Below are 19,534 nucleotides of genomic sequence, written 5' to 3' on the forward strand. Positions count from 1 at the left end.
CAAAATCGCAGCACGGCTCAATGAAAGGCCTAGAAAAACCTTGGACTTCAGATCCCCGGCAGATAAACTAAGCGAGGCTGTTGCAACCACCCATTGAACCCACCGCGGCGTACTTTGCGCAGGACACGCTGCAAGGTACGCCTGGATTCAAAAAATGAAATCATGCTGGCCCATTCGGGCAATGTGCCGGGTCTTGGGAGTTAGTGAGAGTGGCTATTTTGGCTGGCAGCGCCGGCAGAATGGCAGATCGCCACGCGTCTCGAGCTCCAGGCTTGGCGAGCCATGCGTGTTGGCCCACATCCGCGCCATACATGCCGAGGTCAAGGGCGAATATGGCTGGCCCCGGATGCACAGGGAGCTATCCAACCGAGGTGTCAGGGTGGGAAAAGAGCGCGTGCGCCTGTTGATGAAACGTCATGGCATACGCGCAAAAACGAAACGCCGGTTTATGGTTACCACGGACAGTCGGCACACCTTGCCGATAGCCCCGAATCTGGTGAGCCGTCAATTCAACGCCGGGGCTCCGAATCAGGTGTGGGCAGGTGACATCACTTACATCCGCACCGCAGAAGGTTGGTTGTATCTGGCAGCAGTGATCGATCTGTTCAGCCGGCATGTAGTGGGCTGGAGCCTGAAGCCGCACATGCAGACCGAGTTGGTCAAAGAAGCCTTCCTGATGGCCTGGTTCTGACGCCGCCCCAGTACAGGGTTGATCTTCCACAGCGACCGTGGCAGTCAGGGCTGTAGTCATGAATTCCAGCAGGCGCTTAAAGATTGCCAGACTCGTTCTTCGATGAGCCGCAAAGGCGATTGTTGGGATAACGCTCCCACAGAAAGCTTCTGGGCACGTTTAAAGGCGGCTACTCTGCATAGCGGGACATTTGCCACACATCAGGATGCCAAGGCCGTGATCATGGACTGGATCACCTTCTACAACCATCGCCGTCTTCATTCGACTCTAGGATATCTCAGCCCCATGGACTATGAGAAACGCTGGCGTGCAGCACAGCATAAAATCGCTGCATAACCTCGGAGCTAAGGACTACGAAATTCGAGGGCAACATCAACGTGACGCAAATGCATTATGCGCGCCGAGGAATAATCACGCCGGAAATGGAATTCATCGCCATACGCGAGAACTTGCGGCGCGAGCACTATATCGAAACGCTACGCGCCAGCGGGCCGGAAGGTGAAAAGCGGGTCGCCCGCATGTTGCACCAACACGCGGGGCAGTCGTTTGGCGCCGCTATTCCAGAGTCGATTACACCTGAATTCGTACGCGATGAGGTCGCGCGAGGCCGAGCCATTATTCCCGCCAATATCAATCACCCTGAAAGCGAACCTATGATCATAGGCAGGAATTTTCTGGTGAAAATCAATGCGAACATCGGCAATTCGGCGCTTGGCTCCAGTATTCAGGAAGAAGTCGAAAAAATGACCTGGGCGATACGCTGGGGCGGCGATACGGTCATGGACCTGTCCACAGGCAAGAACATTCACGAGACGCGCGAATGGATCACCCGCAAATCGCCCGTGCCCGTCGGTACGGTGCCTATTTATCAAGCCCTAGAGAAGGTGGACGGCAAGGCCGAAGAGCTGACATGGGAAATTTTTCGCGACACTTTGGTCGAGCAAGCCGAGCAAGGTGTGGACTATTTCACGATCCATGCGGGCGTCCGACTGCCCTTTATTCCGATGACTGCCGAGCGTATGACCGGCATTGTCTCTCGCGGTGGCTCCATCATGGCCAAATGGTGCCTTGCCCACCACAAAGAAAGCTTCATTTACGAGCGCTTCGAAGACATCTGCGAAATCATGAAGGCCTACGACATCAGCTTTTCACTCGGCGATGGACTGCGCCCCGGGTCGGGCTATGATGCCAACGACGAGGCGCAATTCGCCGAACTTAAAACGCTTGGCGAACTGACCCAGCTTGCCTGGAAGCACGATGTGCAGGTCATGGTCGAAGGCCCCGGGCATGTTCCCATGCACCTGATCAAGGAAAACATGGACATGCAGCTCAAGCATTGCCATGAGGCGCCTTTTTATACGCTTGGGCCGCTGGCCACGGACATTGCCCCCGGATACGACCACATCACGTCGGGCATCGGCGCGGCGTTGATCGGCTGGTACGGTACCGCCATGCTGTGCTACGTGACGCCCAAAGAGCATCTGGGTCTGCCTAATAAAAAAGATGTCAAGGACGGCATCATCACATACAAAATCGCAGCGCATGCGGCCGACCTGGCCAAGGGTCACCCCGGCGCGGCTATTCGTGACAACGCTTTGTCCAAGGCGCGTTTCGAGTTCCGTTGGGAAGACCAGTTCAACTTGGGTTTGGATCCAGACACGGCCCGGGACTTCCATGATGAAACCCTGCCCAAAGAGTCGATGAAGGTGGCCCATTTTTGCTCAATGTGCGGCCCGCATTTCTGCAGCATGAAAATAACCCAGGACGTACGCGAATATGCCAAGCAAAAAGGCATGTCTACAGACGAAGCTGTGCAACACGGCATGCAGGAGAAAGCGATCGAGTTCGTACAAAAAGGAGCCCGAATTTACCATCAATCATAGACGGCGCAAGGAGTCCACCTGCGGTTGTGTGAGGGCAAAAGCGAGGCGAAATCTTTCACGCAGCTCAATCTAAATATTCGTCAGAACGACATGGCTGTGCCTGAATAGCGGAGGCCAGAAACACTTGTCGTTCTGGTCTATTCATCGTTAAATCAACCAGCCGCTGATCGAATCGCGCAGTCCATTGTAATCGCGCGACCCTGCTCGAACCACAATGTTATCGGCAAGGTTTCTCCGATTTTCAATGTCGAGGTTGGCTTTTCAAGCATAACGTGATGGCCCCCAGGCGCGAACTCGAAGCTGCCGCTGGCCGGCACCTCGATCTTGTCCGTGTGCACCATGGCAGCCATGCCGGTCACGGTCTTGCTGGCATGCAGCATGACTTTGCCGAAGGCTTTGGACTGCGCGCCGACGAGCACGACATCACGGTCGCCGCCGTTGCTCAGCGTGAAATAGGCGGCCGATGGCAAGCGGTTAGGCAATGCGCGGATCCAGCAGTTCGTGACTGTGACACCTTCGGGCGCGGCGGCAGTGGCCGCATCGCCGAAACTGGATTGCCCCGGATGCGGGTGCGCAGGGTGATCATGCCCAGCGTGGGCCTGTGCGGACAGGGAGGTGGCGGCGGCGAACGCCGCCACGAGGAGCTTGAATGCGTACTTCATGGTTTTTCCTGTTTTAGTGCTTGTTATGGTGGCCACCGCTTGGCGCGCCGCTGGTCAATGGGCGCACGGGGGCTTCAATGTTGACCGTCTCACGCTTGCCGTCAGGACTCTCAAAGGTCAACGTCATGGGAACATGGTTGCCTTCGTGAACTTGCGTCTTCAGATCGATCAGCATGATGTGGTAGCCGCCAGGCTTGAGTTCGACGGCTTGTCCAGCGGGCAATGCCAGCCGAGGAATTTGGCGCATCTTCATGACATCGTTCTCCATGATCATTTCATGAATCTCGACATGTTGAGCGGCCGGTGAGTCGGCCTGCACGAGGGCGCTGTCCGCCTTGGAGGAAAGGCGCATAAAGGCTCCTGTGGCCTGTTGCTGCGCCACGGTGGCGCGAACCCAAGGTTCGTCGACGGTCACTTGGGCGTGAGCGCTTGCGGCTACGAGCAGCACGCCGGCGGTGGCGAGGGTCTCCCTTCATAGCCGACGCGCTCTTTGAGGCATCGGCCACCAGTGTGGGTGGCTACTGCTTGGGCAGCAGCGTCAGTCCCGGTGCGGGAGAATCGGAATGGTCATCTGGCGCTTTCTTATTGGCTGAAGGCAGGTCGATCCAGCGCGCCACACCCTGTTCGCACTCTTGTACGACAGGAAAGTACAGCGTGGTATCAGGCGCCGATTCGCCGCTCAGGTAGCCTACAAAGACGAATTCGTCGTAGTGTTCGTCCAGCAGCGGGCCGCCTGACCAGATCACCTCTTTGACGCCTGACGTGACCTTGGCGCCGTATTGTGTGTAGGGCTTGGCGTAATCGCCTTTGACAGTCTGAAGCGTCCACCCGGCCTTGGGTTGAGGCTTGACGCCGACGACCCCTTCAGGGACACGGACGCGGATTTTTGTGGTGGGTGAACCTTTGCAGCCGTGCGGAACGCTGAAAACGGCTTTGTAGCCGCTGTCTGCCGACGCTTGCTTGATTTGAAGCGTTACGTGCGAGTACGCCGCAGGGGCGAGAAAGAATGCGGCCAGCATGACGGTGGCACGCGTGCGAACGCGAAGAATGGACATGAAAAAACCTCGGGAATGAAATCGTTGGAAAGTGACCGGGTCAAGCACGATCACTTACGAAAAATCAACCGAGGTTTGAAGGGGGAGCACGTGAGCCCAGTGGCGGACCCAGCGCGGACATCGGCGGCATGAGGCATAATGACACGGTATGTTTTACCGTTGGTATCCAACCATACCGCCCCCATCCAGTTTTCAGCATGACATCCCCCTCCCCTAGAACACCTGAAGAATCTGCCGCGCTTTCTTCGGTATGGACGCTTACCATGCCCGTTGCCATGGGGTATATGCCCCTGGGCATGGTATTTGGATTTCTGTTCGTACAAGCCGGTGCAACGGCGTGGCTGGCCGTCCTGGCCAGCATTGTTGTCTATGCAGGCGCTGCGCAATACATGATGATTCCCATGATCGCCGCAGGACTGCCCGTGAGCTCCATTGCCCTGGCCACGCTGATCATCAATCTGCGCCATATGTTTTATGGGCTGTCATTGCTGGGCAAGTTTCCACAATCAAAACTGCCCCGCTGGTATATGGTGTTTGCCCTTACCGACGAAACATACTCTGTACTGACCACTTTGCCCACCGGTACCCCGGCGCGCCAGCTGCTTGGCATTGCTGCCCTGAACCATATCTGGTGGGTGTTGGGAACGGCTATCGGCGCCATCATTGGCGCACAGGCTCAACTGCCTTTATCGGGTCTGGACTTCGTGCTTGCCGCGCTGTTTGCCGTGCTGGCCGTGGAGCAGTGGCGTATTAAAACCTCCCCGCTTCCACTCTGGACGGCATTGGTATCCTATGCCTTGGCCTACGCTGTTGCACCGGCACACGCCCTGGTGATCGCGATTGCGCTGTCCATTGCCGCAGGCATGTTCTGCCGGCCTCGCGCAGACCGGAGGGGAGCTTAATGGAAACCCTTTATGTGCTGGGCGTACTTGCCGCCATGGCTGCAGTCACATTCGCACTGCGCGCCATACCGTTTTTTGCGGCGCAATGGCTGCGCAACAACCCTTTGATCAGGCACCTTGGGCGATTCCTGCCGCTGGCCATCATGACATTGCTGGTGCTGCATTCCGTGGTTGGCCTGGCCGGCCAGCACGCTGCCAAACCCTGGCCGGAGCTGGCTGCGCTCGCACTGACTGTGCTGGCGCAATGGAAAACAAGAAATCCCCTGGTCAGCATTGCGGCCGGCACGTTTGTATACGTGGTCATGCGCAATAATCTGCTGGCATTCGTTTCTTAGTGAACCAAAGGATAAATATGCATACCGCCATTGTCCTGCGTGAAGCAGGCCGCCCCGAGCAACTCAATTTAGAAAGCATCAACGTTCCTGAGCCCAGCCCTGGCGAAGTCCAGGTCCGTCACGAAGCCATTGGGGTCAATTTCCACGACGTCTACGTGCGCTCCGGCCTGTACAAAACCTTACCCTTGCCTGGCATTCCCGGCCTGGAAGCGGCCGGCGTCGTCACCGCGACAGGGGCCGGCGTCGAACACTTCAGAGAGGGTGACCGTGTGGCCTACTTCACCAGCCTTTACGGAGGCTATGCCAGCGGGCGCGTCATTTCACAAGAGCAGTTGATTCCCTTGCCCGAAGCAATCTCTTTCGAGCTCGCGGCCTCGCACCTGCTCAAGGGCCTGACTTCATACGCACTCGCGCATGAGGTCTATACTGTCAAACCCGGCGACACCGTGTTGGTTCATGCTGCGGCCGGCGGCGTAGGCTCCTTGCTGTGCCAGTGGGCGGCCGCTGCCGGCGCCACCGTCATTGGCACAGTAGGCTCTGCAGAAAAAGCGGAATCTGCACGCCGTTATGGGTGTTCACATATCGTGCTCTATCGTGAAAAAGACTTTGTGCCACGCGTGCAAGAAATCACTGACAGCAAAGGCGTTCAGGTCGCCTATGATTCGGTCGGCAAGGATACATTCGCTGGCTCACTGGCCTGCCTGGCGCCCTCTGGCCATCTGGCCAATTTCGGACAGTCCTCCGGCCCGATTCCTCCGTTCGAGATATCTCAACTGTTCCCCAAATCGAATTCTGTTTCTCGCCTGAACGTATTCGTGCATTTTCGTGATATCGCGCGCCGTCGCCAGGCTGCACAAGCCTTATTCACAGCCTTTCAAGACGGCACCCTTCAGCCTTCACCCATTCAACGCTTTGCTCTGTCAGAAGCTGCTCAGGCGCACCACAGTCTGGAATCACGCGATCGGCAGCATGCGCTGGTTCTGGTTCCTTGAGCCACCAATCTGTTGGATTAACACCTCTACCATGGCACATTAATGTCGTTACGGGTGGAGGTGTCCATCCCATTGCTACCGATTAGTCGAGCTTGATGCCAGCCTTGCGGATCACGTCGCCCCACATCTGGCCTTCACTCTTCGCAAATGCTGCGAACTCCTCCGGGCTCATAGGCATTGGCTGTATGCCCAGCAAGTCGAATTTCTCGATAATGACATCGCTCTTGAGCGCGTTATTCAGCGCACCACTCAACTTGTTGACGATGTCATCAGGCGTATCTTTAGGCGCCACGAAACCCTGCCAGGCATAGGCCTCGAAACCCTTGATTCCTAGTTCGTCAAAAGTCGGCACATCAGGCAACACGCTAAGGCGCGTGGGGGTTGCCACAGCCAGCACCCTGAGCTTGCCTGCATTGATCATTTGTATGGATGGCGGTAAATCCACAAACATGGATTCCACCTGTCCGCTCATGAGATCCTGCAAAGCGGGTGCCGACCCTTTGTAGGGGACATGAAGCAGGTCTACATTTTCGCGCTGATTGAATAGTTCAAGCGCTACATGCAACGGCGAGCCATGCCCGGAAGACGCAGAGGTGACCTTCCCCGGCTGCTTGCGTACGATGTCCATGAATTCCTGCAGATTCTTGGCTGGGAATTCTGGGTTCACCGCCAGGACCAGCGGCATACGCCCCAATCCGCCAATGAAGGTGAAGTCCGTTTTGACGTCATAGGTCAGTTCAGTATAAAGCGCGGGATTAAACGCGAGGGTACCCGAATCGGCCGTACCGAATGTGTATCCATCAGGCGTCGCGCGGGCGATCTGCGTCGCACCGATAATGCTGGCGGCGCCGGGCTTGTTGTCGATGACTATCGTCTGACCTAGAGATGAGCCCATTTCGTTGGCCAAATGACGCGCCATCACATCGGTCGTGCCGCCTGCAGCATAAGGCACAACCCAACGCATGGTGCGATCAGGAAAATCCCCGGCTGCGGCGGTATGCATGAGTGCTGCGGCCGACAGCGCGCCAATCAGTTTGAATAAGGTCTTGTTCAAGTTTGTCTCCAATAAAAAAAGTCAGAAAGTCGATTTCTCATGGCCATACTCGATGGCTGAATGTTGTTCGAGGCGGTAGGCCAAGGCAATGAATAGTGCCTGGGCCAAACAAATCGTCGAGGTAAGTGTCCTGAAGCCGAATGCAGTGTGTTCCCTGGTAAACAACACAACATTGGCCAGCGGACAGATCGGCGCGAGCGATGTATCAGTAATCAACAAGATGTTTGCACCGCATGCCCGGGCCTGCTCCAGGCATTTTGTGGTTTCCGGTGCGTACGGGGCTGCGGTAATAGCCAGCAATGTATCGCCAGGCTCCATGGTGCGAACGGCCAGCGTTGGCGTGCTGCCCATACCCGACACAAAATGCGTGCGCTTGCTCAGATTGCGCAAGGCATAGACCAGATAGGCCGCCACCGATAGTGACCGGCCCATGCCCACTACATAGATGTCGCGTGTGGTGGCAAGCAGCTCAACGGCGCGCTCGAAGGCCTGATCGTCCAACTCCCCCGACAGCTCATCCAGACCGTCTTTACTCGCCTGGATGAATGAATGAGCCAACATGGCGCCGGAATCTGGCGCTCCACTTGCCATTTCCCTGCGTATGCGTTCGGCATAGCTAACCGGTGAAGCGTCGCTGGCGCGCATCGCGTCGCGAAACACGCCTTGAAGCTCGCTATAGCCGGAGAATCCGAAGCGCTGCGCGAAGCGCACAACGGCTGAGGGCTGCACGGCACAAGCGCCGGCAATATCCTGCACCCGCTGGAATGCGATTTGGGCCTGATGGCTCTCGAGATAGACGGCAATGCGCTGCAGTTGCTTGGGCAGCTTAGGAAACTGCTCCGTGACCGCATCGAGAAACACGCGCTGATCTGCATTTGGCTTCATAGTCGTTTGCCCCTTATGGTCGTCTCATTGGCGCCAATGTTACGGCTGCCGAGCTTGCCGGCCATAATACAACAATTTTTCTATTTTAAAAAGAAATAGAAAATTATTTGAAATAAAACAGGAAAACCCGTAAAGTACTCTCTTTCATATCGTTCCAATCTGCTGCCCGTTCGCCGAAGACAGGCCTTCCGACTTAAAGAATTCGCCATGAAACACGCTACACATTCCGAGACCTCGCAGCGTCCCCTGGATCTCATTTGTCTGGGCAGGCTTGCCGTCGACCTGTATTCTCAGCAGGTCGGGGCACGCCTTGAAGACAGCAGCAGTTTTGCCAAGTATCTCGGCGGCTCGTCCGGGAACATCGCCTTCGGAACAGCAAGACTGGGCTTGAAGTCCTCCATGCTGACGCGTGTGGGCGATGACCACATGGGCCGATTTCTCATCGAAACACTGCAGGCCGAAGGCTGCGACACCAGCCACATTGCGATCGACCCGCAACGCCTGACGGCGCTAGTCCTTCTGGGCATCAAAGACAGGGAAACCTTTCCGCTGATTTTCTATCGGGAAAATTGTGCAGATATGGCCGTATCACCCGCTGATTTTGACGATGATTACATCGCCTCCGCAAAGGGTTTGCTGATTACCGGCACCCATCTTTCCTCACCGCAAGTGCTAGAAACCAGTCTTGCTGCGTTACAAGCGGCGCGCAGACACGACGTAAAAACCGTCCTGGATATTGACTATCGCCCGGTTCTGTGGGGCCTTACCGCCCGGGCTGACGGCGAGAACCGCTACGTTGCCAGCGATAAGGTATCGTCGGATCTGCAGAAAGTCCTGCCCTTGTTCGACCTGATAGTCGGCACTGAAGAGGAATTCATGATTGCCGGAGGCTCTTCGGATATCTTGGCTGCTTTGCACCAAGTGCGGTCGGTTACGAAGGCAACACTCGTCCTGAAGCGCGGTGCCGACGGGTGCAACGTTTTCGAGCATGAGATTCCCCACGAGCTGCCCAGTACCTATCCTACGTTCAAAGTCAGCGTCTTTAACGTACTGGGCGCAGGGGATGCCTTTATGTCGGGCCTGCTCAAAGGCTGGCTCGAGGGGCGATCCTGGGAGGCATCATGCCGCATTGCTAACGCCTGCGGCGCGCTGGTGGTATCACGCCATGGTTGTGCACCCGCAATGCCCACCTTGGCAGAGCTTGATTATTTCTTCGGTGAGGCCGATCTGAGTCAGCCGCTCGAGCATGACCGCCGCCTGCAGCGCTTGCACCGAAGCAGCGCAAAACAACGGCGATGGAAAGACCTGGCCGTATTTGCTTTCGACCATCGTAGCCAAATGCTGGAACTCGCACAACGCTGCAACGCTGACGTGGCACGCATTCCCGAGCTGAAGCGTCTTTTCGTTAAAGCCGTGGACCAGACGGAGCAATGGTTGCAACACAGCGAGCATGCCAACACCGACATCGGCATTCTGGCGGACGAGCGTTATGGCCAGGATGCGCTCAACGCAGCCACTGGCCGCGGCTGGTGGATCGGGCGGCCGGTGGAGCTACCCGGCTCATTACCAATACGCTTTGAATATGGCCGCAGCATCGGCACCAATCTCGTTTCATGGCCACGCGAACACATTATCAAATGCCTGATCAATTACGATACCGAACAGCCTGTGCCACTGCGCACCGAACAAGAAACTCAAATAAAAAGCCTATACGATGCCGCACAAGCGAGCGGGCATGACTTACTGTTGGAGATCATTCCCCCGGCGAGCCCCCAACTCGACCCGGACACCCAAATTCTGCACGCTGCAACCCGCTTGTACGCCTTGGGAATACAGCCAGAGTGGTGGAAGATTGGCGCCTTGCATAGGGCAGAAAGCTGGCAAAAGCTGGACGCACTGATTGATGCGAATGACCCCTATTGCAAGGGCGTCGTGCTGCTGGGCCTGGCTGCGCCGCTGGAAGACGTCACGTCGGGCTTCGGCCTGGCTGCTGCAAGCCAATACTGTAAAGGCTTCACCGTCGGCCGGACCATTTTCCAGGCCCCCAGTGAAGCCTGGCTGGCAGGCCGTATCAATGATGATGAACTCGTACATCAAGTACGCAACAATTTCGAAACACTGATCACGGCGTGGACTTCAGCACGCCACCAAACGATTGCAACTGTTTAGGACGAACCATGACCACGCTGAAAGTTCCGGCTCAGCCGGGCCACTTGATTACAGACGTTCCCCTAGGTGCCGGCGGCTTAAGCTATGTGGGCTTTTCCGCATATCGTCTGGCTGAAAATGAAACGCTTACTCTGGATAGCGCGGATAACGAAATATGCATCGTCATCCTGTCCGGAACAATATCGGTAACGACCCATGGGGAAGGCGGTGATGCGCAGTGGGATGCCATCGGCGATCGCAAAAGTGTCTTTGAAGAAAAATCGCCCTATGCCGTTTATTTGCCGGCGCAGTCCACGGCTACACTGACCGGAAACAGCACGGCAGAGATAGCCGTGGCGCGCGCACCCAGTGGCTCACTCACACTGCCGACCCGGCTGATCGAACCCGGGCGAATGAAACGCTCAGTGCGCGGCAGTGGCACCAACACCCGCTATGTCTGTGACATCCTGCCCGAAACTGAGCCGGCCAATAGCCTGCTCGTTGTCGAAGTCATTACGCCGCCGGGCAACTCATCCAGCTACCCGCCGCACAAGCACGATGCCAACGCTATTCCGCAGGAAAGTCAGCTGGAAGAAACCTACTACCATCGCCTGCATCCTTCACAAGGTTTTGCCTTCCAACGCGTCTATACCGATGAGCGCGACCTGGACGAAACGCTATGTGTCGAAGACCATGATGTCGTCAAAGTACCCCGGGGCTATCATCCTGTGGTCGTGCCTCACGGCTATACCTCGTACTACCTGAACGTAATGGCCGGGCCGGTACGCGCGTGGCACTTTCACAATGATCCTCAGCACGAGTGGATGCTGCAAAATAGTTGATGTGAGCCTTAAGGTTTTTTAAGTTCCACAAATTGACATCCAACATCGTCAGGCCGTCAGATAACCTCCATCAACTGGCACGATCGCACCCGTCATAAAGGCAGCGGCATCGGAGCACAGGAACATGACCGCCTTCGCGATATCTTCTGGCGTACCCCAGCGCTGCAAAGGCGTACGGTCGATAATGGCGCGATTTCGTACCGGATCGTCCTGTACGCCCTGGGTGAATTGCGTGGCAATCCAGCCCGGGGCGATTGCATTGACACGAATGTTGTCAGTGGCATAAGCCAGTGCCAGCGACTTGGTCAGTTGGGCAACACCGCCTTTGCTGGCCGCATAGCCTGGAACCAGCGCGCCACCAAAAAATGTCAGCATGGAAGCAATATTGACGATGGTTCCTTTGCTGGATGCGAGCAAAGGGCGCGCGGCACTGCAAACACGCATGGAGCCCGTAAGATTGACGGCTACAACGTGCTCGAATACGTCGACTTTATGCTCTTCACCTCGTTGAATTGCACCGGCAGCACTTGCCGGCGCCCCGGCATCGATCACGACACGCTGCAATCTCTGGTCAGCGATATTGTTGAAATCAATCCCGCTACAACGAAGCCGGCTCACCATGCAAGGTAAGCCGCGCTACGGTTCTGCCCGCCGTCTGAATCAGGGAGAACTCGTTGCGGCCTGGATAATGCAGATCCAGACGACGGCATAGGTTGCTCAATCCCAGACCGTACCTGTCCCGCACTTGCGAAGTATGTAATTGCCCGGGGTTGTCCACCTCAATAATCAACGACTCATGCAGACGGGCAACACGAAGGTTGATCAGGAATGGCTCATCGTCGTTCCAATGACCATGCTTGATCGCATTCTCTATCAGGCCTTGCAAGGTCATGTGCGGGATGAGGGCCGACAAGGTGGAGGGATCCACCTGACTTTGGTATGCCAGGCGCTTGTCAAAACGCAGTTCCTGTATGCGTATGTAGTATTCCGCAGCCGCCAGTTCTTCGCTCATGCGACACATACCATCGCCACGATTGCCCAGTGAGTATCGCAAGTAATCCGCCAGACGGCGTGTCATTTCCTCGGCAATGTGGGGCCGTTCGGGTATTTCTGCCACGAGGGTGTTCAGGGCATTGAAAAGGAAGTGCGGTTCTATTTGTGTCTGCAGATGCTCCAGCTCGATCTGTACTGCACGGGTTTCGGCTTTCATCTTGGATATGCGTTCGTTGCGTGCAGCCAGTTCGGCCTCTACACCGAAATAAATCAGTGTCCAGATGGACAGAATACCCATGTAGTAAATGACGCCCAGCCTGAACTGGTGTCCGCGCGTAATGGTGAGTTCTCCCAAATCGAACAGCCCATATACGGTCTGTCCGATCGCAGCCAGCAAGGCTGCGGCGGCCGCACACAGCATTACGACGCAAGGCAGCACGATCGGCAGCGGGATGCCTCTGGGCGCATGGCGCACATGCCATATTGCCGCAGCACTGGTCAGCGCAAAGGCCAGCGGCTCGATCACCAGCGTCAGCCATAGCGATGCCTCAATATTGCCGAACACCACAAGGCGTATGCAGAATCCGAGCACGAGAAGAATCAGCCATCCGGCAACCTGGGCGCGCCAAAACCCTGCAGAAAGGACCCTGCGAGCCGACTCACCAGTTTCAAATGTCATTGTCATAGAGCAACGTCGGAAGACGCCTTGCAGGAAAAATCAACCCACGCACACATTGGCTGTTCACTTGAGCCAAAACATGATTTATATTATGGATATTAAATAAAAGAAGCACCGGCACAACATCTATTTTTCGACGAATCAGCATTTACCGTCGACGAACAGACATAAATCAGACGTGCAGCCTTGGCAATCTAGCCGCCTAACTATGTCTGGCACGCCGGACACCCCAAAGGAGCCGGATGCTGCGGGTACTGATTGTTGACGATGAAGCTCCAGCGCGGCGATATATGCGCCGGCTGCTTGAAGCCGCACCAGATATCCTTATAGAAGGCGAAGCCGCCACACTAGATCAAGCACGCAAGCTCATCCACATACATCGCCCAGACGTCATTTTCCTGGATATTATTCTTACGCAAGGAACAGCATTCGAGCTGCTTGAAGGGCTGGATCACACGCCCAGCGTTGTATTCGTTACCGCACATAGCGATTATGCAACACAGGCTTTCGACATCAACGCGGTCGACTACTTGCTCAAACCGGTCAACCCCGATCGCCTTGCCCAGACCCTGAACCGGCTCAGGCCCCGCGCCACCGACTATCTGACCTCCCGAACCAGAAACGGCACGCGGCAGATTAAAGTCAGGGAACTAACAGTCATACAAGCCGAAGGAGATTATGTTCGCCTGCACAGGGCTGCCCATGCCAACGAGCTGATGCACATCACCTTAAAGCGCCTGGCGGCACAGCTCCCCTCTCCGCCATTCTGTCCGGTATCCCGCTCGCTGATCATCAACCTGGATCATATCGCTCATCTGACGCATCAGCCGGGTATGCAAACCGAAGTCAACTTCATCAACAACGTGGCACCTGTGGTGCTGGGACGCAACGCAACACTACGGTTGCGACGCGCCATGGCCTAGGCCCAGTCTGCCAGACACAATCATTAAGCCGCTCATCGGCTTTAAGACGTTGAGATGACTGTCATGATATAGATCATATAGTTGACTCATCTACCTTTTCACGCATACTATGGTTTGCAGCGGACCCCAATCTGCCGCATACTTTGACGAGCCCTGCGGTAAGTCGGCTCTCATATATAAAAAAATAAGTAGCGGTTTTAGTAGTTGTACATACAACCAGCCTAAAGGCGGAAAAGGAGACAACATATGAAACATGCATGGAAACTTTGCGCCGGCGCAGTAGCTATTGCGTCGTGTATGAGTGTGGCTGCGGCCGAGTATCCCGATCGAACAGTCAACTACATCATTCCGTTCGGCCCGGGTGGCGAATCCGACATTTCTGCGCGTCTTCAAGAGCCCGTATTTCAGAAACTGACCGGGCAGCGTTTGGCCATTCAGTACAAGCCGGGCGGTGGCGGCGCAGTGGTCTGGTCCCAGATGAACCGCCTGACCGACGATGGCTACACAATGATAGGTACGAATCTGCCGCATATTGTGCTGCAGCCTCTTCAGAAAGACGTCGGATATCAAACCGATGATATCAATACGATATTCTGGTTTCACGTAACACCAGATGCTCTGCTGGTACCGGCCGACAGCCCCATCAAATCGCTGAAAGAATATATTGAAGCAGCAAAAAAAACCCCTGGCGCTACCACCGTGTCTGGCTCAGGCACAAACTCGGCCAACCATCTGGCACAACAACGCTTTGACAAGATGGCCGGCATCAAGACCACGTATATTCCGTTTTCGGGTACTGGCAAAGCCAATATGGCCATATTGGGCAACCAGGTCAACGCTGGCTGGGGTTACACCACAGTAAAAATGCAATTGGGCGATCAGGTTCGTTGCCTGGCCGTGGCCATGGAGGAACGCCATCCCAAGCTGCCCGAATGCCCTACCTTCAAAGAGTCTGGCTATGATCTGGTCGGGGGGGCCTACCGCGGTATTGCCTTACCCAAGTCCACGCCCGCTCCCATACAAGAGAAGCTGACCAAGATCCTGCAAGATATCAACAAAGATCCCGACTTCATCGCCAAGATGGAAGACAACGGGTTTTCCATGCTCAATATCGGCCCCAAAGAGATGCCGGCCTTCATGACCGAGATCAAACAGCGGTACGGAGAGTTGGCCAAACAGATGGGCATTACAAAGAAATAAATATACCTATCGGTCCCGGTAGCTTGGTCGCTCCTTGAGTAAGCGGCCGGGCTATCACCATCATCTTCTTTTTAAGCCAACGATATGTTCGACCTATCTTTCCTGGCTGCAGCGATAACGCCGATCAATCTTCTTCTGGCCCTGGCTGGCGTAGTGGCCGGCACGGTTATCGGCGCACTGCCAGGGCTTACCGCCACCATGGCGATTGCAGTGCTGGTGCCGTTTACATTTGTGATGCCTCCCACATCGGCATTGATTACACTGGGCGCCATTTATACGGGTGCTATTTACGGCGGCGCCTATGCGGCAATTTTGCTCAATACCCCAGGCACACCGTCATCCATTGCCACCACCTTTGATGGTTTCCCTATGGCCAAGGGCGGCAATGGCGATCTTGCCATGACGCTGGCTTGCCTGGCTTCGGTAGTGGGTGGCCTGGTGGGTGCATTCTGCCTGATGCTGCTTGCCCCGCCTCTGGCCACCGTCGCACTCAGCTTTGGGCCCATCGAGTATTTTTGGCTCGCCATATTCGGGCTTACGCTTATCGCATCGCTGGACGAAGGCAGCACAATCAAAGGCCTTATCGGCGGATGTATTGGCATGCTGCTGGCGATGGTGGGTGTAGCTGAAGTGGGTGGCGACATTCGTTACGTCGGCGATTTCCAAAGCCTGCTGGGTGGCATCGATGTGGTCGCCGCTTTAATCGGCATCTACTGTGTTCCCGTGATTATCGATTTGGCCGCCAATGCCACCCCACACCTGAAAACACCCGAGAAGGTACGCGGATATCGTCTGTCCGAGGCGGTCGGCCTTATCCGGCGCGGTAAAGCAAATGTCGTGCGCAGCTCGTTGATCGGCACGGTCATAGGCATATTGCCCGGCGCAGGTGGCTCCATTGCTGGTTTGGTCTCGTACTCCGAGGCCAAGCGTGTCTCTCCCAGACGAGACAACTTCGGCAAGGGCGAACCTGATGGCGTCGTTGCCACCGAGTCTGCCAATAATGCCACGGTCGGCGGCGGCCTCATCCCCACGCTTGTGCTGGGCATTCCGGGCACACCACCCGACGCGATCATATTAGGCGCCCTGCTGGTACAAGGCATACGCACCGGCCCCACGCTGTTCAACGATCAAAGCGCCATCGTCTACACATTTATCTGGGGGCTGGTGCTGGCCACCCTTATTATGTTGCCGGTCGGCCTGTTCATCGGGCGCTACGCCTTCAAAACCATCATCGCCATACCCAAGACCATGCTGGTGCCGTCTGTGGCATTTCTTACCATATTGGGTAGCTACGCCATCAACAACAATGAATACGAAGTCCAGCAAATGGTGGTTCTGGGCTGCCTTGCATGGGGGTTGGCACGTGTCGGGTTCACTGCTTCTCCCATTGTCCTGGGGATCATACTGGGGCCAATCGCGGAACACGGCTTCGTTCAAGGCTATCTGATTGGTGGTGCGAAGGGCAGCATCGCAGCCGAGTTCTTCGGACGGCCGATTTCCCTGGGAATTATTGCCTTCATTATTCTGGGTCTGCTGTATCCATACATCATTAAACGACGGGCCCAACGGCGGGCAGCGCAAGCACAGGAGCGAGCATGAATAACAATTCCGCATCGCGCGTCGATATCGGTTCGGTCATTGGCTGCATTGTGCTGATTGTCGTCGGTCTGGCGGCCATTTACTGGTCGAACGACTTTTCAACACTGGGAGCCGTCTTTCCACGCGTTGTCGCCGGGATGATGGTGCTGCTTAGTTGCCTGTATCTGGTCATGGCCTGGACACGCCCTATGCCGCGCCGCACACATGAGCCGGGCTCTGGCATGCGCCGGTTTGGTGTCATGGCCGCCATGCTTGCATGGGCTTTCTTGCTTGCACCACTTGGCTTTTTGCTATCTGGCGTCCTGGCTTTTGCAGCATTGCTCGTCATTTCGCATTTTGGCCGCTGGACGCTTCGACTGGTGATCCTGTATGGGCTGTCGGGCCTGGTTGTGCTGGGCTCGCTATATTCCATCTTCAAATTTGCCCTGCAAGTGCCCTTGCCGGCGGGCTGGCTTTTCTAGCGCCCCGACATGCACCAGCACGGCGCTCTGTTTGTGGGCGCCGGCATCAATCCGGTATGAGCTGAGAAAGCTTGTCCGGATTGCGCACAATATAGATACCCACCAGACGGTTTTGCGTGTCGCAGGAGAAGCAGACCGTGGCCACGACCCGACCATGCTGAAGCAGAATCGCCCCACGCATGCCGTTTATGTCAGCCGCTTGCCATATATAGTCTTTCCAGTAATCGCCGAGTCGGGACGCGATGAAGTCCAATACGCTTTCCTTGCCGAATAGCGGTTCAGGCAATGTGACCACCTTACCCCCACCGTCTGCCCGCAATTCGACGTCGTCCGACATCAACCCGGCCAGCTGAGTAATCTCGCCGGTTCCGATTGCCAGGCTGAATGCCGCGAGCAACTCCTCCTGCCGCTCTCGGGGCACGACATTGCGCACCTCCGGACGACCGATATTGCTCCGTGCCCTGGATACAAGCTTGCGGCAAGTTGCTTCCTGCACCCCCAGCGCCTCGGCAGTTTCGACATAAGAACGATCGAAAATTTCGTGCAACAGGTAGGCCGCCCGCTCTTTAGGTGAGAGCCGTTCCAGCAAAAGCAAAAAGGCCACGGATAACGATGACGACATCTCTACCGCACTTTCGGGTGTGTGCTCAACGCTCTCATGCAAGGGTTCAGGCAGCCATGCTCCCACATAGATCAGACGCGCTCTCTGGGCGGATCGCAACATGTCTATGCAATGCCGTGTGCAGGCGGTAGTCAGCCATGCCGCCGGATTTTCAATCTGGTCATGCTCAGCCTGGCTCCATTTGATATAGGTATCGTGCACAGCATCTTCGGCTTCGGCAACCGACCCAAGAATCCGGTAGGCGAGCCCGGCTAGAAATTTTCGTTGGGCTTCGAACACGCTCGTAGGCTCTGCTGCGGTCATCAGTCCTTCCTTTCGGCTATCGGTAAGTTTCTTTATACGACGATCAAGTCCTGCAGTTTGTGACACGCCATCCCAACAATAACTGGCAATAGGTTAACCTTTATGCTTAACCCAACAGGCTTCTACAACTGAAAACAGGCACCGATATGCAATTGAATCAACTGGAAACGCCCGCGCTTATTCTCGATCGGGTCAAGATGGATCGCAATATCGCTCGCCTGAAAGCAAGGTTGCAGCCCTTTGGCGTCGTACTGCGTCCGCATGTAAAAACCGCCAAATCAGCCGATGTCGCCAAACGTATGGGTACCCCCGACACACCGATTACCGTTTCAACGCTCAAGGAAGCCGAATACTTCTTCAAGCACGGCTGGTCCGATATTCTGTATGCCGTCGGTATCGCTGAAAACAAATTTGCGCATATTGCCGACCTTGTAAGCCGGGGCGCAAAAATGACTGTCGTGCTGGACAACAAGGAAACCGCCACCACACTTGCGCGATTCTGTCGTGACCATACGCTGACGCTGCCGGTTCTGCTGGAGATAGATACCGACGGTCATCGTTCAGGTGTCGTGCCCGATGACCCCGCGCTGCTCGATATCACAGCCGAACTGGAGCGCACCGAGGTTGCCGGTACCGCCTGGCTGGCAGGTGTCATGACGCATGCGGGCGCCTCGTACGACTGCAAGAGTGTTGCCGAAATACAGGCGATTGCCGAACAAGAACGCGCGGGCGTCGTACAGGCAGCCGAACGCCTGCGGGCAGCCGGCTATGCCGCACCGGTAGTCAGTGTGGGCAGCACACCCACCGCGCATTTTGTCCAGTCCCTCGATGGTGTTACGGAAGTACGTGCCGGCGTATTCGTTTTCTTTGACCTGGTCATGAACGGATTGGGCGTATGCGATCAATCCGACATTGCGCTTTCGGTATTGTGCACAGTTATTGGCCACCAAAAGAAAAAGGGCTGGCTGATTACAGATGGCGGCTGGATGGCCATGTCTCGTGACCGCGGTACCGCCAAACAGGCTGTCGATCAGGGTTATGGCGTCGTCTGCGATCAAAACGGCACCCCCATCCCTGATCTTGTCATGCGTGACGCCAACCAGGAGCATGGCATCATTGTTCATCGCCATGATGCCAGCCTGACACCTATGTTTCCCGTTGGAACCATGCTGCGCATCTTGCCCAACCATGCCTGCTCAACAGCGGCCCAGCATGACGGCTATTCCGTCGTGGCAGGTACTGACCACATCGAGGCGCAATGGTCCCGGATCAGCGGTTGGTAAGAACAAGGCTCGAAAGAAGCGC

Annotated in this window: 19 protein-coding genes and 1 pseudogene; 12 read left to right on the plus strand and 8 right to left on the minus strand. The window is 56.0% G+C overall.

Going from position 1 to position 19,534, the window contains the following annotated elements; translation table 11 throughout:
- Positions 1 to 103 precede the first annotated feature (103 nt).
- Both LKR43_RS12295 and thiC read left to right on the plus strand, forming a co-directional pair.
- A pseudogene (locus LKR43_RS12295) lies at positions 104 to 1,027 on the plus strand (IS3 family transposase); the annotation flags it as partial.
- Complete coding sequence (gene thiC, locus LKR43_RS12300) at positions 1,024 to 2,574, plus strand: phosphomethylpyrimidine synthase ThiC (protein WP_370632120.1); 1,551 nt, start codon at positions 1,024 to 1,026, stop codon at positions 2,572 to 2,574. The pseudogene LKR43_RS12295 and the gene thiC, both read left to right, overlap by 4 nt.
- A 152-nt stretch (positions 2,575 to 2,726) precedes the next feature.
- On the opposite strand, the gene LKR43_RS12305 is transcribed toward thiC, so the two are convergent.
- From LKR43_RS12305 to LKR43_RS12315, 3 genes are all read right to left on the minus strand, one after another.
- Complete coding sequence (locus LKR43_RS12305) at positions 2,727 to 3,236, minus strand: copper chaperone PCu(A)C (RefSeq protein WP_227684365.1); 510 nt, start codon at positions 3,234 to 3,236, stop codon at positions 2,727 to 2,729.
- A 13-nt stretch (positions 3,237 to 3,249) separates the two neighbouring features.
- The gene (locus tag LKR43_RS12310; RefSeq protein ID WP_227684366.1) at positions 3,250 to 3,651 is read right to left on the minus strand and encodes a copper chaperone PCu(A)C; all 402 of its coding nucleotides are present in this window, start codon (positions 3,649 to 3,651) and stop codon (positions 3,250 to 3,252) included.
- Between the two features lie 103 nt (positions 3,652 to 3,754).
- A complete protein-coding gene (locus LKR43_RS12315; RefSeq protein ID WP_227684367.1) occupies positions 3,755 to 4,291 on the minus strand; it encodes a YcnI family protein in 537 nt (178 codons plus the stop codon).
- A 197-nt stretch (positions 4,292 to 4,488) separates the two neighbouring features.
- Here LKR43_RS12315 and LKR43_RS12320 point away from each other — a divergent pair, with 197 nt between their 5' ends.
- Genes LKR43_RS12320 through LKR43_RS12330 form a run of 3 tightly spaced genes read left to right on the plus strand, consistent with a single transcriptional unit; the run spans position 4,489 to position 6,520 of the window.
- Complete coding sequence (locus LKR43_RS12320) at positions 4,489 to 5,193, plus strand: AzlC family ABC transporter permease (protein ID WP_227684368.1); 705 nt, start codon at positions 4,489 to 4,491, stop codon at positions 5,191 to 5,193.
- Positions 5,193 to 5,528: a branched-chain amino acid transporter permease gene (locus LKR43_RS12325; protein WP_227684369.1), complete on the plus strand. Its 336-nt coding sequence runs from the start codon at positions 5,193 to 5,195 to the stop codon at positions 5,526 to 5,528. The genes LKR43_RS12320 and LKR43_RS12325 overlap by 1 nt, the downstream gene beginning before the upstream one ends.
- 17 nt (positions 5,529 to 5,545) lie before the next feature.
- On the plus strand, positions 5,546 to 6,520 hold the full coding sequence (locus tag LKR43_RS12330) for a quinone oxidoreductase (RefSeq protein ID WP_227684370.1): 975 nt from the start codon (positions 5,546 to 5,548) through the stop codon (positions 6,518 to 6,520).
- 82 nt (positions 6,521 to 6,602) lie between these two features.
- On the opposite strand, the gene LKR43_RS12335 is transcribed toward LKR43_RS12330, so the two are convergent.
- Together LKR43_RS12335 and LKR43_RS12340 are read right to left on the minus strand one after the other, a co-directional pair.
- Positions 6,603 to 7,574 carry a tripartite tricarboxylate transporter substrate binding protein gene (locus LKR43_RS12335; RefSeq protein ID WP_227684371.1) on the minus strand — a complete coding sequence of 324 codons (972 nt, stop codon included), beginning with the start codon at positions 7,572 to 7,574 and terminating at the stop codon, positions 6,603 to 6,605.
- Positions 7,575 to 7,595: 21 nt separating this feature from the next.
- Complete coding sequence (locus tag LKR43_RS12340) at positions 7,596 to 8,459, minus strand: MurR/RpiR family transcriptional regulator (protein ID WP_227684372.1); 864 nt, start codon at positions 8,457 to 8,459, stop codon at positions 7,596 to 7,598.
- A 207-nt stretch (positions 8,460 to 8,666) separates the two neighbouring features.
- Between LKR43_RS12340 and iolC the strand changes: the two genes are divergently transcribed.
- Together iolC and iolB are read left to right on the plus strand one after the other, a co-directional pair.
- The gene (iolC, locus tag LKR43_RS12345; protein ID WP_227684373.1) at positions 8,667 to 10,628 is read left to right on the plus strand and encodes a 5-dehydro-2-deoxygluconokinase; all 1,962 of its coding nucleotides are present in this window, start codon (positions 8,667 to 8,669) and stop codon (positions 10,626 to 10,628) included.
- Positions 10,629 to 10,636: 8 nt separating this feature from the next.
- Complete coding sequence (gene iolB / locus LKR43_RS12350; protein WP_227684374.1) at positions 10,637 to 11,449, plus strand: 5-deoxy-glucuronate isomerase; 813 nt, start codon at positions 10,637 to 10,639, stop codon at positions 11,447 to 11,449.
- 48 nt (positions 11,450 to 11,497) lie between these two features.
- On the opposite strand, the gene LKR43_RS12355 is transcribed toward iolB, so the two are convergent.
- Together LKR43_RS12355 and LKR43_RS12360 are read right to left on the minus strand one after the other, a co-directional pair.
- Positions 11,498 to 12,070: an SDR family NAD(P)-dependent oxidoreductase gene (locus LKR43_RS12355; RefSeq protein ID WP_227684375.1), complete on the minus strand. Its 573-nt coding sequence runs from the start codon at positions 12,068 to 12,070 to the stop codon at positions 11,498 to 11,500.
- Positions 12,048 to 13,121 (minus strand): sensor histidine kinase, encoded by a 1,074-nt coding sequence (locus LKR43_RS12360; RefSeq protein ID WP_227684376.1) that lies wholly within the window; start codon positions 13,119 to 13,121, stop codon positions 12,048 to 12,050. Before LKR43_RS12360 ends, LKR43_RS12355 begins: the two co-directional genes overlap by 23 nt.
- A gap of 242 nt (positions 13,122 to 13,363) precedes the next feature.
- Here LKR43_RS12360 and LKR43_RS16230 point away from each other — a divergent pair, with 242 nt between their 5' ends.
- The 4 genes from LKR43_RS16230 (at position 13,364) to LKR43_RS12385 (ending at position 17,304) form a co-directional block, all read left to right on the plus strand.
- Positions 13,364 to 14,044, plus strand: coding sequence for a LytTR family DNA-binding domain-containing protein (locus LKR43_RS16230; protein ID WP_305080627.1), 681 nt, complete (start codon positions 13,364 to 13,366; stop codon positions 14,042 to 14,044).
- A 246-nt stretch (positions 14,045 to 14,290) separates the two neighbouring features.
- Positions 14,291 to 15,244, plus strand: coding sequence for a tripartite tricarboxylate transporter substrate binding protein (locus LKR43_RS12375; protein ID WP_227684377.1), 954 nt, complete (start codon positions 14,291 to 14,293; stop codon positions 15,242 to 15,244).
- Positions 15,245 to 15,328: 84 nt separating this feature from the next.
- The gene (locus tag LKR43_RS12380) at positions 15,329 to 16,843 is read left to right on the plus strand and encodes a tripartite tricarboxylate transporter permease (RefSeq protein WP_227684378.1); all 1,515 of its coding nucleotides are present in this window, start codon (positions 15,329 to 15,331) and stop codon (positions 16,841 to 16,843) included.
- Entirely contained in the window at positions 16,840 to 17,304 is a 465-nt protein-coding gene (locus tag LKR43_RS12385; RefSeq protein WP_227684379.1) for a tripartite tricarboxylate transporter TctB family protein, read from the plus strand. Before LKR43_RS12380 ends, LKR43_RS12385 begins: the two co-directional genes overlap by 4 nt.
- A 46-nt stretch (positions 17,305 to 17,350) precedes the next feature.
- Here the strand turns inward: LKR43_RS12385 and sigJ are convergent, their stop codons facing one another.
- Entirely contained in the window at positions 17,351 to 18,229 is an 879-nt protein-coding gene (gene sigJ / locus LKR43_RS12390; protein WP_227684380.1) for an RNA polymerase sigma factor SigJ, read from the minus strand.
- A gap of 146 nt (positions 18,230 to 18,375) precedes the next feature.
- On the opposite strand from sigJ, the gene LKR43_RS12395 reads away from it, so the two are divergent.
- The gene (locus LKR43_RS12395) at positions 18,376 to 19,512 is read left to right on the plus strand and encodes an alanine racemase (protein WP_227684381.1); all 1,137 of its coding nucleotides are present in this window, start codon (positions 18,376 to 18,378) and stop codon (positions 19,510 to 19,512) included.
- The last annotated feature ends 22 nt before the right edge of the window (positions 19,513 to 19,534 follow it).

The sequence above is a fragment of the Pusillimonas sp. MFBS29 genome, assembly GCF_020687695.1.
Classification (GTDB): domain Bacteria; phylum Pseudomonadota; class Gammaproteobacteria; order Burkholderiales; family Burkholderiaceae_B; genus Pusillimonas_C.

Coding starts and splice junctions, on each gene's coding strand:
- sigJ (WP_227684380.1), bottom strand. CDS start 18,229: ATGACCGCAGCAGAGCCTACGAGCGTGTTCGAAGCCCAACGAAAATTT.
- LKR43_RS12355 (WP_227684375.1), bottom strand. CDS start 12,070: ATGGTGAGCCGGCTTCGTTGTAGCGGGATTGATTTCAACAATATCGCT.
- LKR43_RS12320 (WP_227684368.1), top strand. CDS start 4,489: ATGACATCCCCCTCCCCTAGAACACCTGAAGAATCTGCCGCGCTTTCT.
- LKR43_RS12375 (WP_227684377.1), top strand. CDS start 14,291: ATGAAACATGCATGGAAACTTTGCGCCGGCGCAGTAGCTATTGCGTCG.
- LKR43_RS12315 (WP_227684367.1), bottom strand. CDS start 4,291: ATGTCCATTCTTCGCGTTCGCACGCGTGCCACCGTCATGCTGGCCGCA.
- LKR43_RS16230 (WP_305080627.1), top strand. CDS start 13,364: ATGCTGCGGGTACTGATTGTTGACGATGAAGCTCCAGCGCGGCGATAT.
- LKR43_RS12360 (WP_227684376.1), bottom strand. CDS start 13,121: ATGACATTTGAAACTGGTGAGTCGGCTCGCAGGGTCCTTTCTGCAGGG.
- iolC (WP_227684373.1), top strand. CDS start 8,667: ATGAAACACGCTACACATTCCGAGACCTCGCAGCGTCCCCTGGATCTC.
- iolB (WP_227684374.1), top strand. CDS start 10,637: ATGACCACGCTGAAAGTTCCGGCTCAGCCGGGCCACTTGATTACAGAC.
- LKR43_RS12340 (WP_227684372.1), bottom strand. CDS start 8,459: ATGAAGCCAAATGCAGATCAGCGCGTGTTTCTCGATGCGGTCACGGAG.
- LKR43_RS12380 (WP_227684378.1), top strand. CDS start 15,329: ATGTTCGACCTATCTTTCCTGGCTGCAGCGATAACGCCGATCAATCTT.
- LKR43_RS12305 (WP_227684365.1), bottom strand. CDS start 3,236: ATGAAGTACGCATTCAAGCTCCTCGTGGCGGCGTTCGCCGCCGCCACC.
- LKR43_RS12325 (WP_227684369.1), top strand. CDS start 5,193: ATGGAAACCCTTTATGTGCTGGGCGTACTTGCCGCCATGGCTGCAGTC.
- LKR43_RS12395 (WP_227684381.1), top strand. CDS start 18,376: ATGCAATTGAATCAACTGGAAACGCCCGCGCTTATTCTCGATCGGGTC.
- LKR43_RS12385 (WP_227684379.1), top strand. CDS start 16,840: ATGAATAACAATTCCGCATCGCGCGTCGATATCGGTTCGGTCATTGGC.
- LKR43_RS12330 (WP_227684370.1), top strand. CDS start 5,546: ATGCATACCGCCATTGTCCTGCGTGAAGCAGGCCGCCCCGAGCAACTC.